This is a genomic window from Streptomyces sp. NPDC029296 (assembly GCF_055569255.1).
Genome location: NZ_JBVHXT010000004.1, coordinates 44,920 through 62,912 on the forward strand (window position 1 = coordinate 44,920; position 17,993 = coordinate 62,912).

15 protein-coding genes and 1 pseudogene are annotated in these 17,993 nt (G+C 71.7%); 8 read left to right on the top strand and 8 right to left on the bottom strand.

What is annotated here, in order from left to right; all coding sequences use genetic code 11:
* Positions 1–128: 128 nt before the first annotated feature.
* Together ACZ4W9_RS04660 and ACZ4W9_RS04665 are read right to left on the bottom strand one after the other, a co-directional pair.
* Positions 129–632: a sigma factor-like helix-turn-helix DNA-binding protein gene (locus ACZ4W9_RS04660; RefSeq protein ID WP_467933174.1), complete on the bottom strand. Its 504-nt coding sequence runs from the start codon at positions 630–632 to the stop codon at positions 129–131.
* A 210-nt stretch (positions 633–842) separates the two neighbouring features.
* Positions 843–1,349, bottom strand: a complete 507-nt coding sequence (locus ACZ4W9_RS04665; RefSeq protein ID WP_467933427.1) for a MarR family winged helix-turn-helix transcriptional regulator — start codon at positions 1,347–1,349, stop codon at positions 843–845.
* A 161-nt stretch (positions 1,350–1,510) separates the two neighbouring features.
* Between ACZ4W9_RS04665 and ilvA the strand changes: the two genes are divergently transcribed.
* The 3 genes from ilvA (at position 1,511) to ACZ4W9_RS04680 (ending at position 4,851) form a co-directional block, all read left to right on the top strand.
* Positions 1,511–2,740, top strand: a complete 1,230-nt coding sequence (ilvA, locus tag ACZ4W9_RS04670) for a threonine ammonia-lyase (RefSeq protein WP_467933175.1) — start codon at positions 1,511–1,513, stop codon at positions 2,738–2,740.
* A gap of 246 nt (positions 2,741–2,986) precedes the next feature.
* Complete coding sequence (locus ACZ4W9_RS04675; RefSeq protein ID WP_467933176.1) at positions 2,987–3,997, top strand: ATP-binding cassette domain-containing protein; 1,011 nt, start codon at positions 2,987–2,989, stop codon at positions 3,995–3,997.
* Positions 3,994–4,851: an ABC transporter permease gene (locus ACZ4W9_RS04680; protein ID WP_467933178.1), complete on the top strand. Its 858-nt coding sequence runs from the start codon at positions 3,994–3,996 to the stop codon at positions 4,849–4,851. Before ACZ4W9_RS04675 ends, ACZ4W9_RS04680 begins: the two co-directional genes overlap by 4 nt.
* A 97-nt stretch (positions 4,852–4,948) precedes the next feature.
* Here the strand turns inward: ACZ4W9_RS04680 and greA are convergent, their stop codons facing one another.
* Together greA and ACZ4W9_RS04690 are read right to left on the bottom strand one after the other, a co-directional pair.
* Positions 4,949–5,446 (bottom strand): transcription elongation factor GreA, encoded by a 498-nt coding sequence (gene greA / locus ACZ4W9_RS04685; protein WP_467933179.1) that lies wholly within the window; start codon positions 5,444–5,446, stop codon positions 4,949–4,951.
* A 205-nt stretch (positions 5,447–5,651) separates the two neighbouring features.
* Complete coding sequence (locus ACZ4W9_RS04690) at positions 5,652–6,050, bottom strand: DUF4307 domain-containing protein (RefSeq protein WP_467933180.1); 399 nt, start codon at positions 6,048–6,050, stop codon at positions 5,652–5,654.
* Positions 6,051–6,207: 157 nt separating this feature from the next.
* Between ACZ4W9_RS04690 and mca the strand changes: the two genes are divergently transcribed.
* From mca to ACZ4W9_RS04710, 4 genes and pseudogenes are all read left to right on the top strand, one after another.
* Complete coding sequence (mca, locus tag ACZ4W9_RS04695) at positions 6,208–7,089, top strand: mycothiol conjugate amidase Mca (RefSeq protein ID WP_467933181.1); 882 nt, start codon at positions 6,208–6,210, stop codon at positions 7,087–7,089.
* Complete coding sequence (locus ACZ4W9_RS04700) at positions 7,082–7,324, top strand: hypothetical protein (RefSeq protein WP_467933183.1); 243 nt, start codon at positions 7,082–7,084, stop codon at positions 7,322–7,324. The genes mca and ACZ4W9_RS04700 overlap by 8 nt, the downstream gene beginning before the upstream one ends.
* A gap of 767 nt (positions 7,325–8,091) precedes the next feature.
* Positions 8,092–10,119 carry a HelD family protein gene (locus tag ACZ4W9_RS04705; protein ID WP_467933184.1) on the top strand — a complete coding sequence of 676 codons (2,028 nt, stop codon included), beginning with the start codon at positions 8,092–8,094 and terminating at the stop codon, positions 10,117–10,119.
* Positions 10,120–10,234: 115 nt separating this feature from the next.
* Positions 10,235–12,285: pseudogene (locus ACZ4W9_RS04710) on the top strand (thioredoxin domain-containing protein).
* A 28-nt stretch (positions 12,286–12,313) separates the two neighbouring features.
* Here the strand turns inward: ACZ4W9_RS04710 and ACZ4W9_RS04715 are convergent.
* Entirely contained in the window at positions 12,314–13,048 is a 735-nt protein-coding gene (locus ACZ4W9_RS04715; protein ID WP_467933185.1) for a Mut7-C RNAse domain-containing protein, read from the bottom strand.
* 58 nt (positions 13,049–13,106) lie between these two features.
* Positions 13,107–13,820 (bottom strand): PAQR family membrane homeostasis protein TrhA, encoded by a 714-nt coding sequence (gene trhA, locus ACZ4W9_RS04720; RefSeq protein WP_467933187.1) that lies wholly within the window; start codon positions 13,818–13,820, stop codon positions 13,107–13,109.
* Positions 13,821–14,112: 292 nt separating this feature from the next.
* Here trhA and ACZ4W9_RS04725 point away from each other — a divergent pair, with 292 nt between their 5' ends.
* Positions 14,113–15,936 (top strand): phosphoenolpyruvate carboxykinase (GTP), encoded by a 1,824-nt coding sequence (locus ACZ4W9_RS04725; RefSeq protein WP_467933188.1) that lies wholly within the window; start codon positions 14,113–14,115, stop codon positions 15,934–15,936.
* Between the two features lie 237 nt (positions 15,937–16,173).
* On the opposite strand, the gene ACZ4W9_RS04730 is transcribed toward ACZ4W9_RS04725, so the two are convergent.
* Positions 16,174–16,590 (bottom strand): SCO4983 family protein, encoded by a 417-nt coding sequence (locus ACZ4W9_RS04730; protein ID WP_467933189.1) that lies wholly within the window; start codon positions 16,588–16,590, stop codon positions 16,174–16,176.
* A gap of 90 nt (positions 16,591–16,680) precedes the next feature.
* Complete coding sequence (locus ACZ4W9_RS04735; RefSeq protein ID WP_467933190.1) at positions 16,681–17,892, bottom strand: pyridoxal phosphate-dependent aminotransferase; 1,212 nt, start codon at positions 17,890–17,892, stop codon at positions 16,681–16,683.
* Positions 17,893–17,993: the final 101 nt, after the last annotated feature.

The window sequence follows — 17,993 nt, forward strand, 5'->3', positions numbered from 1 at the left end:
TACGGCGCCCTCAGCGGGCCTTGCGGAGACCAGGCACGCGCACGCGGGCGGGCGCCGCGCTCTCGTCACCGTGTTCTCCCCGTCACGGGGAAGGACGCTCGCCCCTGCGGGCCTTCCGTGGGCGCGGATCACGACCGGGCCGCCTTCGTGACCGCCCGGCCCGCCGGCGCCGGCCGGGCCGGGTGCAGCACGGTGGCCGTCGCACGGTCGCAGAGGGTGTGGACGCGCTCCGCCGGCAGGCCGAGCAGCGCTGCCGCCCGTTCCTCGGCCATCCCCTCGTGCACCCGCAGCACCAGGACCAGCCGCTCGCGCGGGGTGAGCCCGGCGAGCGGGCCGCGCGGACCGGGGCGCGTGCGCCCGAAGGCCCCGTGGCCGTGCCAGGCGGTGCGGGCGAAGCGGGTGACGAGGTACTGGCGCGCGTGGTCGTACGGGTCCTCGCCGCGCAGCCGGTCCCAGCGGGCGTAGGTGTGGGCGAGCGCGAGCGTCAGCAGGCGCCGCGCGTGCGGGTTCGCGTCCGGCGTCTCCGCGGTGAGCAGCGTGGCCGTGTGCAGCAGGCGCCCCGCCGCGCCCGCGACGAACGCCTCGAACTCCCGGGCCCGGCGCTCATCGCGAGCCGCTTGCCGATCACGCACCGCGCCTCCCCTGACGGGGTCCTGTCCGGACCCGTCTCATATCAAGCCAGGGGCGGCCCGGGGGTCAAGACGTGGGATCCCTCCGGTGCGGGCGCGGCTGGGGTCTGGGGCCGGCACCCCCCCCGGCCTTCGGCCGGGGGACCCCCAGAGCACGCACCTGACGCCGTGCGGCCGTCCTTCGGGCGGCGACGCGCATTGTCGGACAGACCCCTAGGAGCCCGGCGGCTGCTCGGCCGGCCCGACGCCCTGCACGGTCATCCGCGCGGAGAGCGCGTGATTGAAGCGGGTCAGGAGCGTGCAGAACTGCTCGCGCTCCTCCGGCGCCCAGTCGTGTGTCAGCTCGGCCATGAGCTGACGCCGGGACGAGCGCACCTCCTCCAGCCGGACGGCGCCGCGCGGCGACAGCTGGAGCACCACCGCCCGCCCGTCCTCCGGGTGCGAGGTGCGCTTGACCAGGCCGGTGTCGACCAGCGGCGCCACCTGCCGGGTGACCGTGGAGGAGTCGATGCCCATGCTCGCCGCGAGTGCCTTGACCCCCATCGGGCCTTCCTTGTCGAGGCGGTTGAGCAGCAGATACGCGGCACGGTCCATGGAGTTGCGCACCTGGCCTACGCCGCCGAGCCGCGTCTGCTCGGCACGGCGGGCGAACACCGCCACCTCGTGCTGAAGGGATTCGAGAAGACCGGTGTCACCGACGGTCGTCATGTCCATCGACATTCCTGGTGTTGTGGGCATGGCCGGAGGCTCACTTCATGAGGGCTGCTGGGTTGGGGGACAGGGTACGCGGCCCGGGGCCGGGCCGTACCGGGGCTGGGCGAACCGGTCTCGCAGCTTGGTCACACCCGTCGTGCGCAAACGTGAACTGCGATGCTGGTGGCATGAACCACCGCACGGCCGACTCCTTGCGCTCCGTCACCCTCGACGACGTGCGCGGCGCCCGGAAGATGTTGTCGGGCGTGGCCCGGGTGACCGCGCTGGAGGGCAGCCGGTACCTGTCCCGGCTGGTCGGCGCGCCGGTGCACCTCAAGTGCGAGAACCTCCAGCGGACCGGTTCGTTCAAGCTGCGCGGCGCCTATGTGCGGATCGCCGGGCTGCTGCCGGAGGAGCGGGCCGCCGGCGTGGTGGCCGCGAGCGCGGGCAACCACGCGCAGGGCGTGGCGCTGGCCTCCTCGCTGCTGGGTGTGCACGCCACGGTGTTCATGCCGCAGGGGGCGCCGCTGCCGAAGATCAGCGCGACCCGGGACTACGGCGCCGAGGTGCGCCTGCACGGCCAGGTGGTCGACGAGACGCTGGCCGCCGCCGAGGAGTACGCGGCCCGGACCGGTGCGGTGTTCATCCACCCCTTCGACCACCCGGACGTGATCGCCGGCCAGGGCACGGTCGGCCTGGAGATCCTGGAGCAGTGCCCCCAGGTGCGCACGATCGTCGTCGGCATGGGCGGCGGCGGACTCGCGGCCGGGATCGCGGCGGCGGTGAAGGCACTGCGGCCGGACGTCCGGATCGTCGGTGTGCAGGCGGAGGGCGCCGCCTGCTACCCGCCCTCGCTGGCCGCCGGGCGCCCGCTGTCGCTGGCCAACCCGGTGACGATGGCCGACGGGATAAGGGTGGGACGGCCCGGCGCGGTGCCGTTCGGGATCGTCGGCGAGCTGGTCGACGAGGTGCGCACGGTCAGCGAGGACCAGTTGTCGGCGGCGCTGCTGCACTGTCTGGAGCGGGCCAAGCTGGTCGTGGAGCCGGCCGGGGCGAGCCCGGTCGCCGCGCTGCTGGCCGCGCCGGACGGTTTCGAGGGCTCGGTCGTCGCGGTGCTCTCCGGCGGCAACGTCGATCCGGTGCTGATGCAGCGCGTGCTGCGGCACGGCATGGCCGCGCAGGGGCGCTACCTGGCCGTGCGGCTGCGGCTGACGGACCGGCCGGGCGCGCTCGCCACGCTCCTCGGGGTGCTGTCGGCGGCCGACGCCAACGTCCTCGACGTGAGCCACGTCCGCACCGACCCCCGCCTCGGGCTCACGGAGGCGGAGGTGGAGCTGCACCTGGAGACCGGGGGCCCGGCGCACTGCGCGGAGGTCGGCCGGGCCCTGCGGGACGCCGGTTACACGGTCATCGCCTGACACTCCCGCCCGCCCCCGTCGCCTGTCCCCGTTGCCTGCCCCCCGGGGCCAACCACCCGTTCGGGTGAGGCCTCTTGAGGGACGCGATACATCGCGTTACGGTATCTCGTGTGGTCGCCGGACTGCCCGTCCCTACCCGTGCGGGTGGTGACCGCGCCTATCGGGAAAAGGGGGGCGCGGCCGGACGAACACGCCTAACTTTTGCGAAGAGTCCGTCCGAAAATCCCCGACGACGTGGAGACAGACATGCCAGGGGCCATCTATGCCGAAGGCCTGGTGAAGACCTTCGGCGACGTAAGGGCACTGGACGGCGTCGACCTGGACGTGCCCGAGGGCACGGTCCTCGGCCTGCTCGGGCCGAACGGCGCCGGCAAGACGACGGCCGTCCGCTGCCTGACGACCCTGCTGCGCCCCGACAGCGGCAAGGCGGTCGTCGCGGGCGTGGACGTCCTGCGCCACCCCGACACCGTGCGCCGCTCCATCGGCCTGTCCGGCCAGTTCGCCGCGGTCGACGAGTACCTGACCGGCCGGGAGAACCTCCAGATGGTCGGGCAGCTGTACCAGATGCGGGCGAAGGCGGCCAAGGCCCGGGCGGCGGAGCTGCTGGAGCAGTTCCACCTCGCGGACGCCGCCGACCGCACCGCCAAGACCTACTCCGGAGGCATGCGCCGCCGGCTGGACCTCGCCGCCGCCCTCGTGGTCTCCCCGCCGGTGATGTTCATGGACGAACCGACCACGGGCCTCGACCCGCGCAACCGCCAGCAGCTCTGGGAGGTCATCAGGCAGCTGGTCTCCGGGGGCACGACGCTGCTGCTCACCACGCAGTATCTGGAGGAGGCCGACCACCTGGCCCATGACATCGCGGTCGTCGACCACGGCCGGGTCATCGCTCAGGGCCCCTCCGACCAGCTCAAGGCACGCACCGGCGGCGAGCGCGTCGAGGTCGTGGTACAGGACCGGACCCGGATCACGGCCGCCGCCGAGGTGCTGCGCGGCTTCGGCAAGGGCGAGACCACGGTCGAGGAGCACACCCGCAGACTCACGGTGCCCGTCACCGGCGGCGCCAGGCTGCTCGCCGAGATCATCCGCGAACTGGACACCCGGGGGATCGGGATAGCCGACATCGGGCTGCGCCGCCCCACCCTCGACGACGTCTTCCTGTCCCTGACGGGACACGCGGCCGAGTCCGGGGATCCGGACCGGCAGGACGAACGGAACGGACGGAACGAACGGAACGGCAAGGAGGCCGTGAAATGAGCGCCGCCACCGAGGCGACGACCGCCGCCGCACCCGGCAACGCCGTCGGCCGGTCCGTCCGGGACTCGCTGATCGTCGCCCGGCGGAACCTGATCCGCATGTCCAGGATTCCCGAGATGCTGATCTTCGGGCTGATACAGCCGATCATGTTCGTGGTGCTGTTCACCTATGTGTTCGGCGGCTCCATGAAGATCGGCGCCAGCACCAGCGCGCTCGACTACAAGAACTTCCTGATGGCCGGCATCTTCGCGCAGACCGTCACCTTCGCCACCGCGGGCTCCGGCGCCGGCATCGCCGACGACATGCACAAGGGGCTCATCGACCGCTTCCGCTCGCTGCCCATGGCGCGCGGCGCGGTGCTGACCGGCCGCACCCTCGCCGACCTGGTGCAGACGGCGCTCACCGTGCTCGTCCTCGCGATCGTCGCGCTGCTGGTCGGCTGGCGGACCGGCTCCGACGGCCCCACGGACGCCGGCCGCGTCCTCGCCGGCTTCGGCCTGCTGCTCCTGCTCGGCTACGCGTTCACCTGGATCGGCGCGCTGATCGGCCTGACCGTGCGCACCCCGGAGGCGGCCACCTCCGGCGGGCTGGTCTGGCTCTTCCCGGTCACCTTCCTCTCCAACGCGTTCGTGGACACGGCCAACATGACGCCCTGGCTGCGTCACATAGCCGAGTGGAACCCGTTCAGCGCCACCGTGCAGGCGGCCCGTGTGCTGTTCGCCAACCCCGGGCGGTCCACCTCGGGCGCCTGGCCGATGGAGCACCCCGTCTGGGCCTCGCTGATCTACTCGGTCCTGATCATCGTCGTCTTCCGCACCCTCGCGGTGCGCAAGTACCGCTCCGCCACCGCCTGACCCGGCCCGGCGGACCGGTACCGCGCCGCCGGGCCGGGTCCGGACATGACAAAGCCCCCGGCCGCCCCGAAGGGCGGCTGGGGGCCCGCGGTCCGGGTCAGCCGTTGTAGGGCTCGGCCTTCAGGATCCGTACGGACGCCTTCTTGCCGTTCGGCAGCTCGTACTCCGCGTCCTCGCCGACCTTGTGGCCGATGACGCCGGAACCCAGCGGGGACTGCGGCGAGTACGTCTCGATGTCGGCGCTCGCGTACTCGCGGGAGGCGAGCAGGAACGTCAGCGTGTCGTCCTCGTCACCGTCGAAGGCGATCGTGACGACCATGCCGGGCGCGACGGCACCGTTCGCGGCCGGCGCCTCGCCGACCTTCGCGTTCTCGAGGAGCTGGGTCAGCTGGCGCACGCGCAGCTCCTGCTTGCCCTGCTCCTCCTTGGCCGCGTGGTACCCGCCGTTCTCGCGCAGGTCGCCCTCCTCACGCGCAGCCGCGATCTTGGCGGCGATCTCCGTGCGCGCAGGACCAGTAAGGTACTCAAGCTCGTCCTTGAGCTTGTTGTACGCCTCCTGGGTCAGCCAGGTGACGTTCTCGCTGGTCTGGGTCACAGGGTGCTCCTCGTCGGTACTGGGGATACAAAGCATCGCCCTACCCAGAAGAATGTTCCCTCATGGATGGGCGAAACCACGAGCCTAACAATTCGTGGGCGAAAGGGGGAGGACATAAGCCGTGTAAATCTCATCAACGCAGGTCAGTGCCTACGTATTCCGGGTGAAGCCGGGGAGTGTCCGCGGGCCGTCCGCAGGGCCGGCGTCAGTCGGCGTGGCAGCCCAGCAGCTCGGCCGTCGTCCCCCGGGCGGTCGTACGGAGTGTGACGACCTTGTCGACGCGCGTGGCCGATCCGGAGAAGCGGAAGTCGGCCCGGCCCACCTCGGCGCCCTCCTCCGACTGGGACCGGACGGTGCAGTAGCCGGACGCACCGGCGTCCTTGCGCACCTCCAGATGGACCTCGACCGCGTCCTCGGACGCCTGGAAGGCGATGACCTGGGCGCTGATCTCGTTCCGCGCCACATAGTGGTAGGCGAAGTAGCCGACCAGGGCGAGCAGCGCCGCGCCCAGCACCGAGGCGGCGATCTTGAGCTTGCGGTCGGCGCGCTCGTCCGAGGCGCGGCCGTAGCGGCCCTCGGGCAGCCGCGTGCTCGCGGTACTCATGATCGTCCTCTCCGCGGAATTATTCGCCTCCCGCTTGGGTCACTATAGAAGCTCCCACCCGTCACCCGACCGCCACCCTCAACGACGTCCCGTCGGGACGGCACCTGTTTGATCGCACCCGGAGCCACGGGGGCGCCGAGTTACCGAGGATTGAGTCTTGACTGACCAGTTGCGACTGATGGCCGTTCACGCGCACCCCGACGACGAGTCGAGCAAGGGTGCGGCCACCATGGCGAAGTACGTGTCCGAGGGGGTGGACGTGCTGGTGGTGACGTGCACCGGCGGAGAACGCGGGTCCATCCTCAATCCCAAGCTCCAGGGCGACGCGTACATCGAGGAGCACATCCACGAGGTACGCAAGAAGGAGATGGACGAGGCCCGCGAGATCCTCGGCGTCAAGCAGGAGTGGCTGGGCTTCGTCGACTCCGGCCTGCCGGAGGGCGACCCGCTGCCCCCGCTGCCCGAGGGCTGCTTCGCCCTGGAGGACGTCGACCGGGCGGCCGGCGAGCTGGTGCGCAAGATCCGCTCCTTCCGTCCGCAGGTGATCACCACCTACGACGAGAACGGCGGCTACCCGCACCCCGACCACATCATGACCCACAAGATCTCCATGGTGGCGTTCGAGGGCGCGGCGGACACCCGGAAGTACCCCGAGGACGAGTACGGCCCGGCCTACCAGCCGCTGAAGCTGTACTACAACCAGGGCTTCAACCGCCCCCGTACCGAGGCGCTGCACCAGGCCATGCTCGACCGCGGCCTGGAGTCGCCGTACGGGGACTGGCTCAAGCGCTGGGACGAGATGCAGCGCACCGAGCGCACCCTCACCACGCACGTCCCCTGCGCGGACTTCTTCGAGATCCGCGACAAGGCGCTGATCGCCCACGCCACGCAGATCGACCCGGACGGCGGCTGGTTCAAGGTGCCGCTGGACCTCCAGAAGGAGGTCTGGCCCACCGAGGAGTACGAGCTGGCGAAGTCTCTGGTCGATACCTCCCTCCCCGAGGACGACCTCTTCGCGGGCATCCGGGACAATGCCTGACATGAGCGCAAGCGTGAGCCTCGCAATGACGCACCTGGTCCCCCTCGCCAAGGAGGTGGACCAGAACAAGGTCACCCCCGGTGTCCTCGGCTTCATCGTCTTCGCGGTGATGGCCGTGGCCGTCTGGGGCCTGATGAAGTCGATGAGCAAGCACATGCAGAAGGTCGACTTCAAGGAGGCCCCGGACACCGGGGCGGAGCCGGCCGGGAAGAAGGCCGGTTCCCCGGCCCGGTAGGACCGGTCCCCGGGGCTCACCGGCCCGCCGGCACCGCCACCCCCGTCACCGCACGGGCGTGGCGGTCCGGACCATGCGCCGCCGCCGGGCCCGCCGGCCGGCCCGCGGGAGTACGCCGCCTTGCCGCGGCCCCCAGCAGTACGCCCCGCCCCTGCGGCAGGGCGTACGCCGAGGCGTCCCCCCACGCCCGCCGGATCCCGCGAGAGGGTCGCACCGGCGAGACCACGACGGCACGACGGTGCGCGTCACTCCCCGATTGCCGAGGAAAAGGCTCCCAAAGCCGCCTTTGATATCCGGGTCGGCGGATTAGAGGCGCGAAGTCGCGGGACAGCGCCGCCTGGGCCGGGTATTCGACGACATGCGCGCGGCTCGCCGCCGCCTACGGCGTCCCCTCTGCCGGCAGCCGGTTAATTCTTCCGTCAAGAGGCGGGGAAAGGCGCCGGCCGGCGCGGTCATCCGATCCCGTCCCGCGGCGACGTCCTCCACCGGCCCCCTGCCCGAGACGCCCATGGGCGTCGCGGTGCGTCGCGGTGCGACAGCCCGTCGGGGCATGGAATTGCGCAATGCGCAAATCCGCCAGAGACATGAAAGACCGCTCGGCCGCAATACCTTCGGTGAGAAATCTTATGTTTGACAGTGTTCCAGGGGTTGCCTATATTCCAACGTTGTCGAAGTCCGGGCGGCTTTGATTCCGGCCACGAAGGAGACCCCTGTTGGCGAAAATAGGTGATCCCGCTGTGCGCGCGGTCGCATCGGAGCAGGAATACGTGTCCTCCTTGTACGACGTGCTCGCCGAGCGGCTTTCCGAGGCGCGGGCCAATCGGGCGAGCGTGCTGAAGGCCCCGGCGGACAGCGCCGGTGAGGCATACGAGCGGGAGAGGGCCGTCGAGCGTCTGACCAAGGAGATCGGCCGGCTGGAGGGCGCCGAGAAGGGGCTGGTCTTCGGGCGCGTCGACTGGACGGACGGCACGGCCCTGCGCATCGGGCGGATCGGACTGCAGACGGAGGAGGACGACCTGCCCCTGCTCGTGGACTGGCGCGCGAACGCGGCGCGGCCCTTCTACGAAGCGACCCCGGTCCACCCGATGGGCCTGCGGCGGCGCCGGCACCTGCGCCTCGAGGAGCGCACGGTCGTCTCGGTGAGCGACGAACTGCTGGACGGCACCGCCCCGGCCGACGAGGACGTCGTGGGGGACGGCCCGTTGACCGAGGCCCTGTCGGCACGGCGTACGGGCAGGATGCGCGCGGCCGTCGCGACGCTCCAGGCCGAGCAGGACGAGATCGTCCGCTCCGCCCACCGCGGGGTGACCGTGGTGCAGGGCGGCCCCGGCACCGGCAAGACGGTGGTCGCCCTGCACCGGGCGGCCTACGTCCTGTACGCGTTCCCGCGCGCCGCGGAGGAGGGTGTCCTGGTGGTGGGCCCGAACGCCCGGTTCCTCGACTACATCTCCCAGGTCCTTCCCTCGCTCGGGGAGAACGACGTCGTCCTGGCGACCTGCCGGGAACTGGCCGGGGTGTCCGCGGACGCGGTGGACCCGTTCGACACGGCGCGTCTCAAGGGCCGCTCCGACCTCGCCGACGCCCTGGCCGGCCTGCTGCGCGCCCACCAGGCCCCCGCCGGCGACTTCACCGTGCGGGTCGGACGGGAAACGGTCCGCCTCTCCGGCCAGGAGGTCGCCGCGGCCCGCGACGCCGCCGTGGCAGCCGCGCAGGGGCACAACCCCGCGCGCCAGGTGTTCAAAGAGCTCATGGCCGACGCCGTCGCCGACGCGATGCGACGGGACCTGGGCGACGTCCTGGAGCAGATCGACGCCGACACCGAAAGGGTGACGGGCATCGACCTCGACCGGTTCACGGGAGCCGCCCGGCACCGTGCCGAAGGCGCGGCCGACCCGGATCCGGCCCACGAACTGGACCTGGACGCCATCCGGGCCGGTCTCCTCGACGACGCCGGCGTCGACCGGGCGGTCGAGCGGGTCTGGCCGCGGCTGGTGCCCGGTGACCTCGTGCGGGCGCTCCTGACGGACGCCGACGCCCTCGCCGAGCACCTGCCCCACCTGAGTGCGCGCGAGCGGTCCCTTCTGCTACGCGGTCCGGACGACCCGTGGACCGATGCCGACGTGCCGTTGCTGGACGAGGCGGCGAGCCTGGTCGACGGCCCGCCCGAGCGGACGTACGGGCATGTCGTCGTCGACGAGGCGCAGGAACTGACCGCCATGCAGTGGCGGATGATCGTCCGCCGCTGCCCGGCGAGGGCGATGACGCTGGTGGGTGACTTCGCCCAGGCGGGCCCGGTCGCGACCGCACGCGACTGGAAGGAAGCGCTGAGCCCCCACGTCGGACCCCGGTTCCGGCTGCACGACCTGACCGTCAGCTACCGCACGACGCAGGAGATCCTGGACGGCGTCCGGGACCTGCTCACGCGGATCGCCCCGGACCAGAAGCCCGCACGGTCGCTGCGCAGCGGTGAGAGCCCTCGCACCGTGACCGCGCCCGAGGACGGGTTGGCCACCGCCGTCGTCCGGGAACTGTGCGCCCAGAGCGCCGCGCACCCGGGCGAGCTCCTGGGAGTGATCTGCGCGGACACCAGGGTGGGCGAGCTGACGGCCCGGGGCATCGCCGGCCACGCGCGCGTCGTGCCGGCGTCCGAAGCGCGCGGCCTGGAATTCGACGGGGTCGTCGTCGTGAACCCCGAGGAGATCATCGCGAACCGCCCCGGCGGGGAAAGGGACTTGTACGTGGCCCTGACCCGGGCCACCAAGCGCCTCTGCACCGTCACCGCCCGGCCCGCCTGACGAGGGGACCCGGGGCTCGCGTCCCTTCCGGTCACGGTCCGCGCACGTCCGGTCACTCCGAATCCGGCCCTCGGATCGCAGGGCCGGACGCTCCGCTTTGTGCGACGATGCCGGTATGAATCGACTGGCCAACTCCCAGTCGCCTTACCTGCTCCAGCACGCCTCCAACCCAGTGGACTGGTGGCCATGGGGAGAGGAGGCGATGACGGAAGCGAAGCGGCGGGACGTACCCATTCTCTTGAGTGTGGGCTATGCGTCCTGTCACTTACGTTTCCGTCAGTGCACTGGTGCCATGTCATGGCCCACGAGTCCTTCGAGGACCGGGACACCGCCGACTATCTGAACGAGCACTTCGTCAGCGTCAAGGTCGACCGCGAGGAGCGGCCGGACGTGGACGCGGTGTACATGGAGGCCGTACAGGCGGCCACCGGGCACGGCGGCTGGCCCATGACCGTGTTCCTCACGCCCGACGCCGAGCCCTTCTACTTCGGCACCTACTACCCGCCCGCCCCGCGCCACGGCATGCCCTCCTTCCGGCAGGTCCTGGAGGGGGTCCGGCAGGCCTGGACCACCCGGCGTGACGAGGTCGGCGAGGTGGCCGGGAAGATCGTCCGCGATCTCGCCCAGCGGGAGATCGTCCGGCAGGCCGCCGGGGCGCCTGGGGAGCAGGAGCTCGCCCAGGCCCTGCTCGGCCTCACCCGCGAGTACGACCCGCAGCGCGGCGGATTCGGCGGCGCGCCCAAGTTCCCGCCGTCCATGGTGCTGGAGTTCCTGCTGCGCCACCACGCCCGCACGGGCGCCGAGGGTGCGCTGCAGATGGCCGCGGACACCTGTGAGCGGATGGCGCGGGGCGGGATCTACGACCAGCTCGGCGGTGGCTTCGCCCGCTACTCCGTCGACCGGGACTGGGTCGTGCCGCACTTCGAGAAGATGCTGTACGACAACGCCCTGTTGTGCCGGGTGTACGCCCACCTGTGGCGGACCACCGGCTCGGATCTCGCCCGGCGGGTCGCGCTGGAGACCGCCGACTTCCTCGTCCGCGAACTGCGCACCCCGGAGGGCGGTTTCGCCTCCGCCCTCGACGCCGACAGCGACGACGGCACCGGACGGCACGTGGAGGGGGCGTACTACGTGTGGACGCCCGGGCAGCTGCGCGACGTCCTCGGCGACGACGCCCACCTCGCCGCCCAGTACTTCGGCGTGACCGAGGAGGGCACCTTCGAGCACGGCCGGTCCGTGCTGCAACTGCCGCAGACCGAGGGAGTGTTCGACGCGGAGAAGGTCGCGTCGATCCGGCGCCGGCTGCTCGACGCCCGCGCCCTGCGGCCCGCCCCCGGCCGGGACGACAAGGTCGTCGCCGCCTGGAACGGGCTCGCCGTCGCCGCGCTCGCCGAGACCGGCGCCTACTTCGACCGGCCCGACCTGGTCGAGGCCGCGCTCGGCGCGGCCGACCTGCTCGTCCGCGTCCACCTGGACGAACACGCCCGGCTCGCCCGCACCAGCAAGGACGGCCGCACCGGCCCCAACGCGGGCGTGCTGGAGGACTACGGCGATGTCGCCGAGGGCTTCCTCGCGCTGGCCTCGGTCACCGGCGAGGGTGTCTGGCTCGACTTCGCCGGACTGCTGCTCGACCACGTCCTGGACCGGTTCACCGACCCGGAGACCGGCGCGCTGTTCGACACCGCCTCCGACGCCGAGCGGCTGATCCGCCGGCCCCAGGACCCCACCGACAACGCCGCCCCGTCCGGCTGGACCGCCGCGGCCGGCGCCCTGCTGGGCTACGCCGCCCACACCGGCTCCGAGTCCCACCGGGCCGCCGCCGAGCGGGCGCTGGGGGTCGTGAAGACCCTCGGGCCGCGCGTGCCGCGGTTCATCGGATGGGGACTGGCCGTCGCCGAGGCCCTGCTCGACGGGCCGCGCGAGGTGGCCGTCGTGGGGCCCGGCCCGGACGACGAGCGGACGGCCGCCCTGCACCGTACGGCCCTGCTGGGCGCCGCCCCGGGTGCCGTCGTCGCCTGCGGCACCCCGGACGGCGACGAGTTCCCGCTGCTGGCCGGCCGCACCCTCATCGACGGCGGCCCGGCCGCGTACGTCTGCCGGGGCTTCGTCTGCGATCTGCCGGTGACGGACCCGCAGGCCCTGCGAAGGCGGCTGACCGGCCCCTGAACCAGAGCGGGCCGCAGGTGGGGGCGCGTCAGCCGTGGGCCGCGCCGCGCCGGTTCAGGGCGCGGTCCACGATGGCCTCCAGCTGGTCGTGGTGCGCTCCCTTCCAGTACGCGCGACCGCAGTCCGCGCACCGGGCGAACACGTCGTACGTGCGTTCGGTGCCGCTCTTGAGCTGGTCGGCGACCTCTTCCTTGGCGGCGTCCCGCAGCAGGCCGTTGCACGCGGTGCAGCGGGTCCAGGGGCGCAGCTCGGGGGCGAAGCGGTCGAGGACGTCGTCCAGCTGGTCGTCGGGGCGGGTGCTGTAGACGAACGCGCCGGCCCACAGCTCGCGGCGGCGCAGCAGGCCCCGGTCACGGCTGAGCATCACCCGCTTCTCGGCCGCCGAGCGGGCGGCCAGCGCCGGGTCGCCGATGTCCGTCGACTCGTACGCCGTGTCCACGCCGAGCAGTCGCAGCCGGCGGGCCAGCGTGCCGAGGTGGACGTCGAGGAGGAAGCGCAGCGGCGCGCCGGGCACCCGCTGGGGGCGCTGCACGGGCCGGACGACGACCCGCTCGGCCGCCCCGGGGATGTGCCCGGGCGCGACCGGGCGGCCGTCCACGACCAGGGTGCCGACCTCGGTGAGCGGGATGCCGAGGGACTCGACGACATGGCCGAGCGTCGAGACGCCGTCGGTGGCCAGCGGCGTGGGCCCGCGGCGGCGGGCGGCCGGCACGAACAGGTGCAGTCCGGGGTCGACTTCGACGTGGATCTCGGTTCCGTTCACCCGGCCAGCATCGCACGGGGTCCCGTGCGGACCCCGGCGTTTTTCTCCGGGGGGCGGCTCAGGCGTGCCGGTAGGCGACCAGGGAGATGCCGACGTAGTGCACGACGAACGCGGCGAGGGTGAGGGAGTGGAAGACCTCGTGGAAGCCGAACCAGCGCGGTGACGGGTTGGGGCGCTTGATGCCGTAGATCACGCCGCCGGCGCTGTACAGCAGGCCGCCGACCACCACCAGGAGCATGACGGCCAGGCCACCGGTGTGCAGGAAGTCCGGCAGGAAGAACACGGCCGCCCAGCCCATCGCGATGTAGCAGGGCGTGTACAGCCAGCGCGGGGCGCCGACCCAGAAGACGCGGAAGACGATGCCGGCCGCCGCGGCGGCCCAGATGCTCCACAGCAGCCAGCGGCCCTTGCCGTCGGGCAGGAGCAGCAGGGTCAGCGGGGTGTAGGTGCCCGCGATGATCAGAAAGATGTTGGCGTGATCCAGGCGGCGCAGGACGCCGTCCATGCGGGGGCTCCAGTTGCCCCGGTGGTACAGCGCGCTGACACCGAAGAGCAGACACGCCGTCAGGACGTAGATGCCGCAGGCTATGCGGCCCCTGGTCGAGTCGGCGAGCGCGGTGAGCACGAGGCCCGCGATGAGTACGGCCGGGAACATGCCGAGATGCAGCCAGCCGCGCAGGCGGGGTTTGACCGGATGCGGCAGGGAAAGCGCGACGGGACCGCGGCCTGCGGCCGGCGTGTCCGTGGGCGCGTCGGGGACGGACGCAGTCATGCGGGGCATGGTACCCAGGCCGCCGTAAATCGATCGTCAATGTGTGCGTATCCACGCCACCCCGAAGATCCGTCGGCAAAAAGTCCTTCAGCCGAACCCAACGTGGACGCAAAACGACCTGGACACCGTGGGATTCCTCACGCCCGCTCACCTGTGATGCCCCCTGGACAGATGGGCACTAGACTCGGATGATCAAATGAGTGCGGTCGGCACCGGATGAGCGGCTACGAAGCGTCCGGGTCGCGGCCCCCACGGGGCGAACCAACACAAAAACCCTCACTTAGGAGCAATCGTGGCGCGCGACAACGCGGCTCCCACCGTCGTCCCCACCAAGCACCGGGAACTGATCTCCTGGGTCAACGAGATCGCCGAACTGACGCAGCCGGACAGGGTGGTCTGGTGCGACGGCTCCGAGGCCGAGTACGAGCGGCTGTGCGAGGAACTGGTCGCCAGGGGAACGTTCAAGAAGCTGGACCCGGTCAAGCGCCCGCACTCCTACTACGCCGCCTCGGACCCGACCGACGTCGCGCGCGTCGAGGACCGCACCTTCATCTGCTCCGAGAAGGAGGAGGACGCGGGCCCGACCAACCACTGGAAGGCGCCCGCCGAGATGCGGGAGATCTTCACGGGCGACCAGGGCCTGTTCCGGGGCTCGATGCGGGGCCGCACGATGTACGTCGTCCCGTTCTGCATGGGCCCGCTCGGCTCCCCGCTGGCCGCGCTGGGCGTGGAGATCACCGACTCCGCCTACGTGGCCGTCTCCATGCGCACGATGACGCGCATGGGCCAGGCCGTCCTGGACGAGCTGGGCGACGAGGGCTTCTTCGTCAAGGCCGTCCACACGCTGGGCGCCCCGCTGGAGCCGGGCCAGGAGGACGTCCCCTGGCCCTGCAACCGGACCAAGTACATCTCGCACTTCCCCGAGAGCCGCGAAATCTGGTCCTACGGCTCCGGCTACGGCGGCAACGCCCTGCTCGGCAAGAAGTGCTACGCGCTGCGCATCGCCTCGGTCATGGCGCGCGACGAGGGCTGGCTGGCCGAGCACATGCTGATCCTCAAGCTCACCCCGCCGCAGGGCGAGGCCAAGTACGTCGCCGCCGCCTTCCCCTCCGCCTGCGGCAAGACCAACCTCGCCATGCTGGAGCCCACGATCTCCGGCTGGACGGTGGAGACCGTCGGCGACGACATCGCCTGGATGCGGTTCGGCGAGGACGGCCGCCTGTACGCGATCAACCCCGAGGCCGGCTTCTTCGGCGTCGCGCCCGGCACCGGCGAGCACACCAACGCCAACGCGATGAAGACCCTGTGGGGCAACGCGGTGTTCACCAACGTCGCGCTCACCGACGACGGTGACGTGTGGTGGGAGGGCATGACCGAGGAGCCCCCGGCCCACCTCACCGACTGGAGGGGCGACGACTGGACGCCGGAGTCCGGGACCCCGGCCGCCCACCCCAACGCCCGCTTCACCGTGCCGGCCGCGCAGTGCCCGATCATCGCGCCCGAGTGGGAGGACCCCAAGGGCGTGCCGATCTCCGCGATCCTCTTCGGCGGCCGCCGCGCCTCGGCGGTGCCGCTGGTGACGGAGTCCTTCGACTGGAACCACGGCGTCTTCCTCGGCGCCAACGTGGCCTCCGAGAAGACCGCGGCGGCCGAGGGCAAGGTCGGCGAGCTGCGCCGCGACCCGTTCGCGATGCTGCCGTTCTGCGGCTACAACATGGGCGACTACATGGCCCACTGGATCGACGTGGCCAAGGACAAGGACCAGTCCAAGCTGCCGAGGATCTACTACGTCAACTGGTTCCGCAAGGACGACGGGGGCAGGTTCGTCTGGCCGGGCTTCGGCGAGAACTCCCGCGTCCTGAAGTGGATCGTGGAGCGGCTGGAGGGCAGGGCCGAGGGCGTCGAGACGCCGATCGGCGTGCTGCCGACCAGGCAGGCGCTGGACACCGACGGGCTGGAACTGCCGGGCGCCGACCTGGACTTCCTGCTCACCGTGGACAAGGAGGTCTGGCGCGAGGAGGCCGCCCTGGTCCCCGGGCACCTGAACACCTTCGGCGACCACACCCCGAAGGAGCTGTGGGACCAGTACCACGCGCTGGTGGAGCGCCTGGGCTGAGACCCGCACCCGAAGACTCCGCGGCCGGTTTGGATGTGCCCTGACCAGCGATCGTCACGACCGGCCGCGGTGACCACCCGCCCGGGGCCCCGCACAACGGCGTGCGGGGCCCCGGGTCGTCGTGTTTCCGGGCCCGGCGGCACCGGCCTGCCGGGGCGGCGGAGTGGGTGGCACCCGGTCCGCGCGTCGCTGCGGGTGCGCGCGGACCGGGGCCGTCGAGGGGACCCCCGGGCGGGGTCAGTGGGCCGGGCTGAGCGTCTTCGGGTCGGTCTCGGCGGCGGCGTGGGCGTCCATCCGCTCGGCCGCGAGGATCGCCGCCGCGGTGTCCGCGCGGGAGGCGGCGACCACCAGGGCGCGTCCGGCGAGCGTGTGGGCGCGCCGGTGCAGTGCGCCCGGGTCGCCCGCCACGGCCGGCGCCGCGCGCAGCGGGGTACGCCCGCCGCGCAGCCGGGCCACCTGGGCCGCGAGGCGTTCCGCGGCGGTGTCCAGGTCGGCGGACGGGGACAGGGCGCGCAGTTCGTCGGTGACCGCGAGCAGCGCGGCGAGGTGTCCGGCGAGCTGGATGTCCAGCTCCTCCTCGCGCGACCGGTGGGGGAAGTCCGAGGGGGTGCCGGCCATCGTGTGGACCGACTTGGTGCGGATCGGTTCGTACATGGGGGGATGGCCTCCTGTGCTCTGACAGGAAACCATCTTAGCTTGGATTTCGTCTAAAGTTGAGCCAAGTCACGGAGTGCGGTCCGCCGGCTACGGTTGGCCGTATCCGTCCAGGAAGGTGCCGATGCGGGTGATCGCGTCCCGGAGATCGCCGACCGTCGGCAGGGTCACCACCCGGAAGTGATCCGGCTCCGGCCAGTTGAAGCCCGTGCCCTGGACGACCATGATCTTCTCCTGCCGCAGCAGGTCCAGCACCAGCTGCCGGTCGTCCTTGACCTTGAAGACCTGGGGGTCCAGCCGGGGGAAGAGGTACAGCGCGCCCTTGGGCCGCACACAGCTCACGCCGGGGATCCGGGTCAGCAGGTCGTAGGCGAGGTCCATCTGCTCCTTCAGCCGCCCGCCCGGCAGCACCAGGTCGTTGATCGTCTGGCGTCCGCCGAGCGCGGCGACCACGCCGTGCTGGCCCGGCATGTTGGCGCACAGCCGCATGTTCGCCAGGATCGTCAGGCCCTCGATGTAGGAGTCGGCGTGGGCGCGCGGGCCGGAGACCGACATCCAGCCGACGCGGTAGCCGGCCACCCGGTACGCCTTCGACATGCCGTTGAAGGTGAGGGTGAGCAGATCGGGGGCGACCTTCGCGGTGGGGGTGTGCGTGGTGCCGTCGTAGAGGATCTTGTCGTAGATCTCGTCCGAGCAGACCAGCAGGTTGTGCCGGCGGGCGATGTCGGTCAGGCCCTTGAGCACTTCCTCGTCGTAGACCGCGCCCGTGGGGTTGTTCGGGTTGATGACGACGATCGCCTTGGTGCGGTCGGTCACCTTGCGCTCGATGTCGGCCAGGTCGGGCATCCAGTCGGACTGCTCGTCGCAGCGGTAGTGCACCGCCGTGCCGCCGGACAGGGAGACGGCCGCCGTCCACAGCGGGTAGTCCGGGGCCGGTACGAGCACCTCGTCGCCGTCGTCCAGCAGGGCCTGCATCGCCATCACGATCAGCTCGGAGACGCCGTTGCCGACGAAGACGTGCTCGACGTCCGTCTCGATGCCGATGGTCTGGTTGTGCATCACGACCGCGCGGCGGGCGGCGAGCAGGCCCTTGGCGTCGCCGTAGCCGTGCGCGGTGGAGACGTTGCGGAGGATGTCCTCCAGGATCTCCGGGGGGCACTCGAAGCCGAAGGCGGCCGGGTTGCCGGTGTTCAGCTTGAGGATGCGGTGGCCCGCCGCCTCCAGCCGCATGGCCTCTTCGAGAACCGGGCCCCGGATCTCGTAACAGACGTTGGCGAGCTTGGTCGACTGGATCACCTGCATGCCGTGAGCTTACGGCCCGCTCCTGCCGCGTGGGCGGTGTTTTCCACCACGCGAGACGCGAAGGTTGCCCGGAAAACGCCGCCGGATGTCTCCCGGGGCAC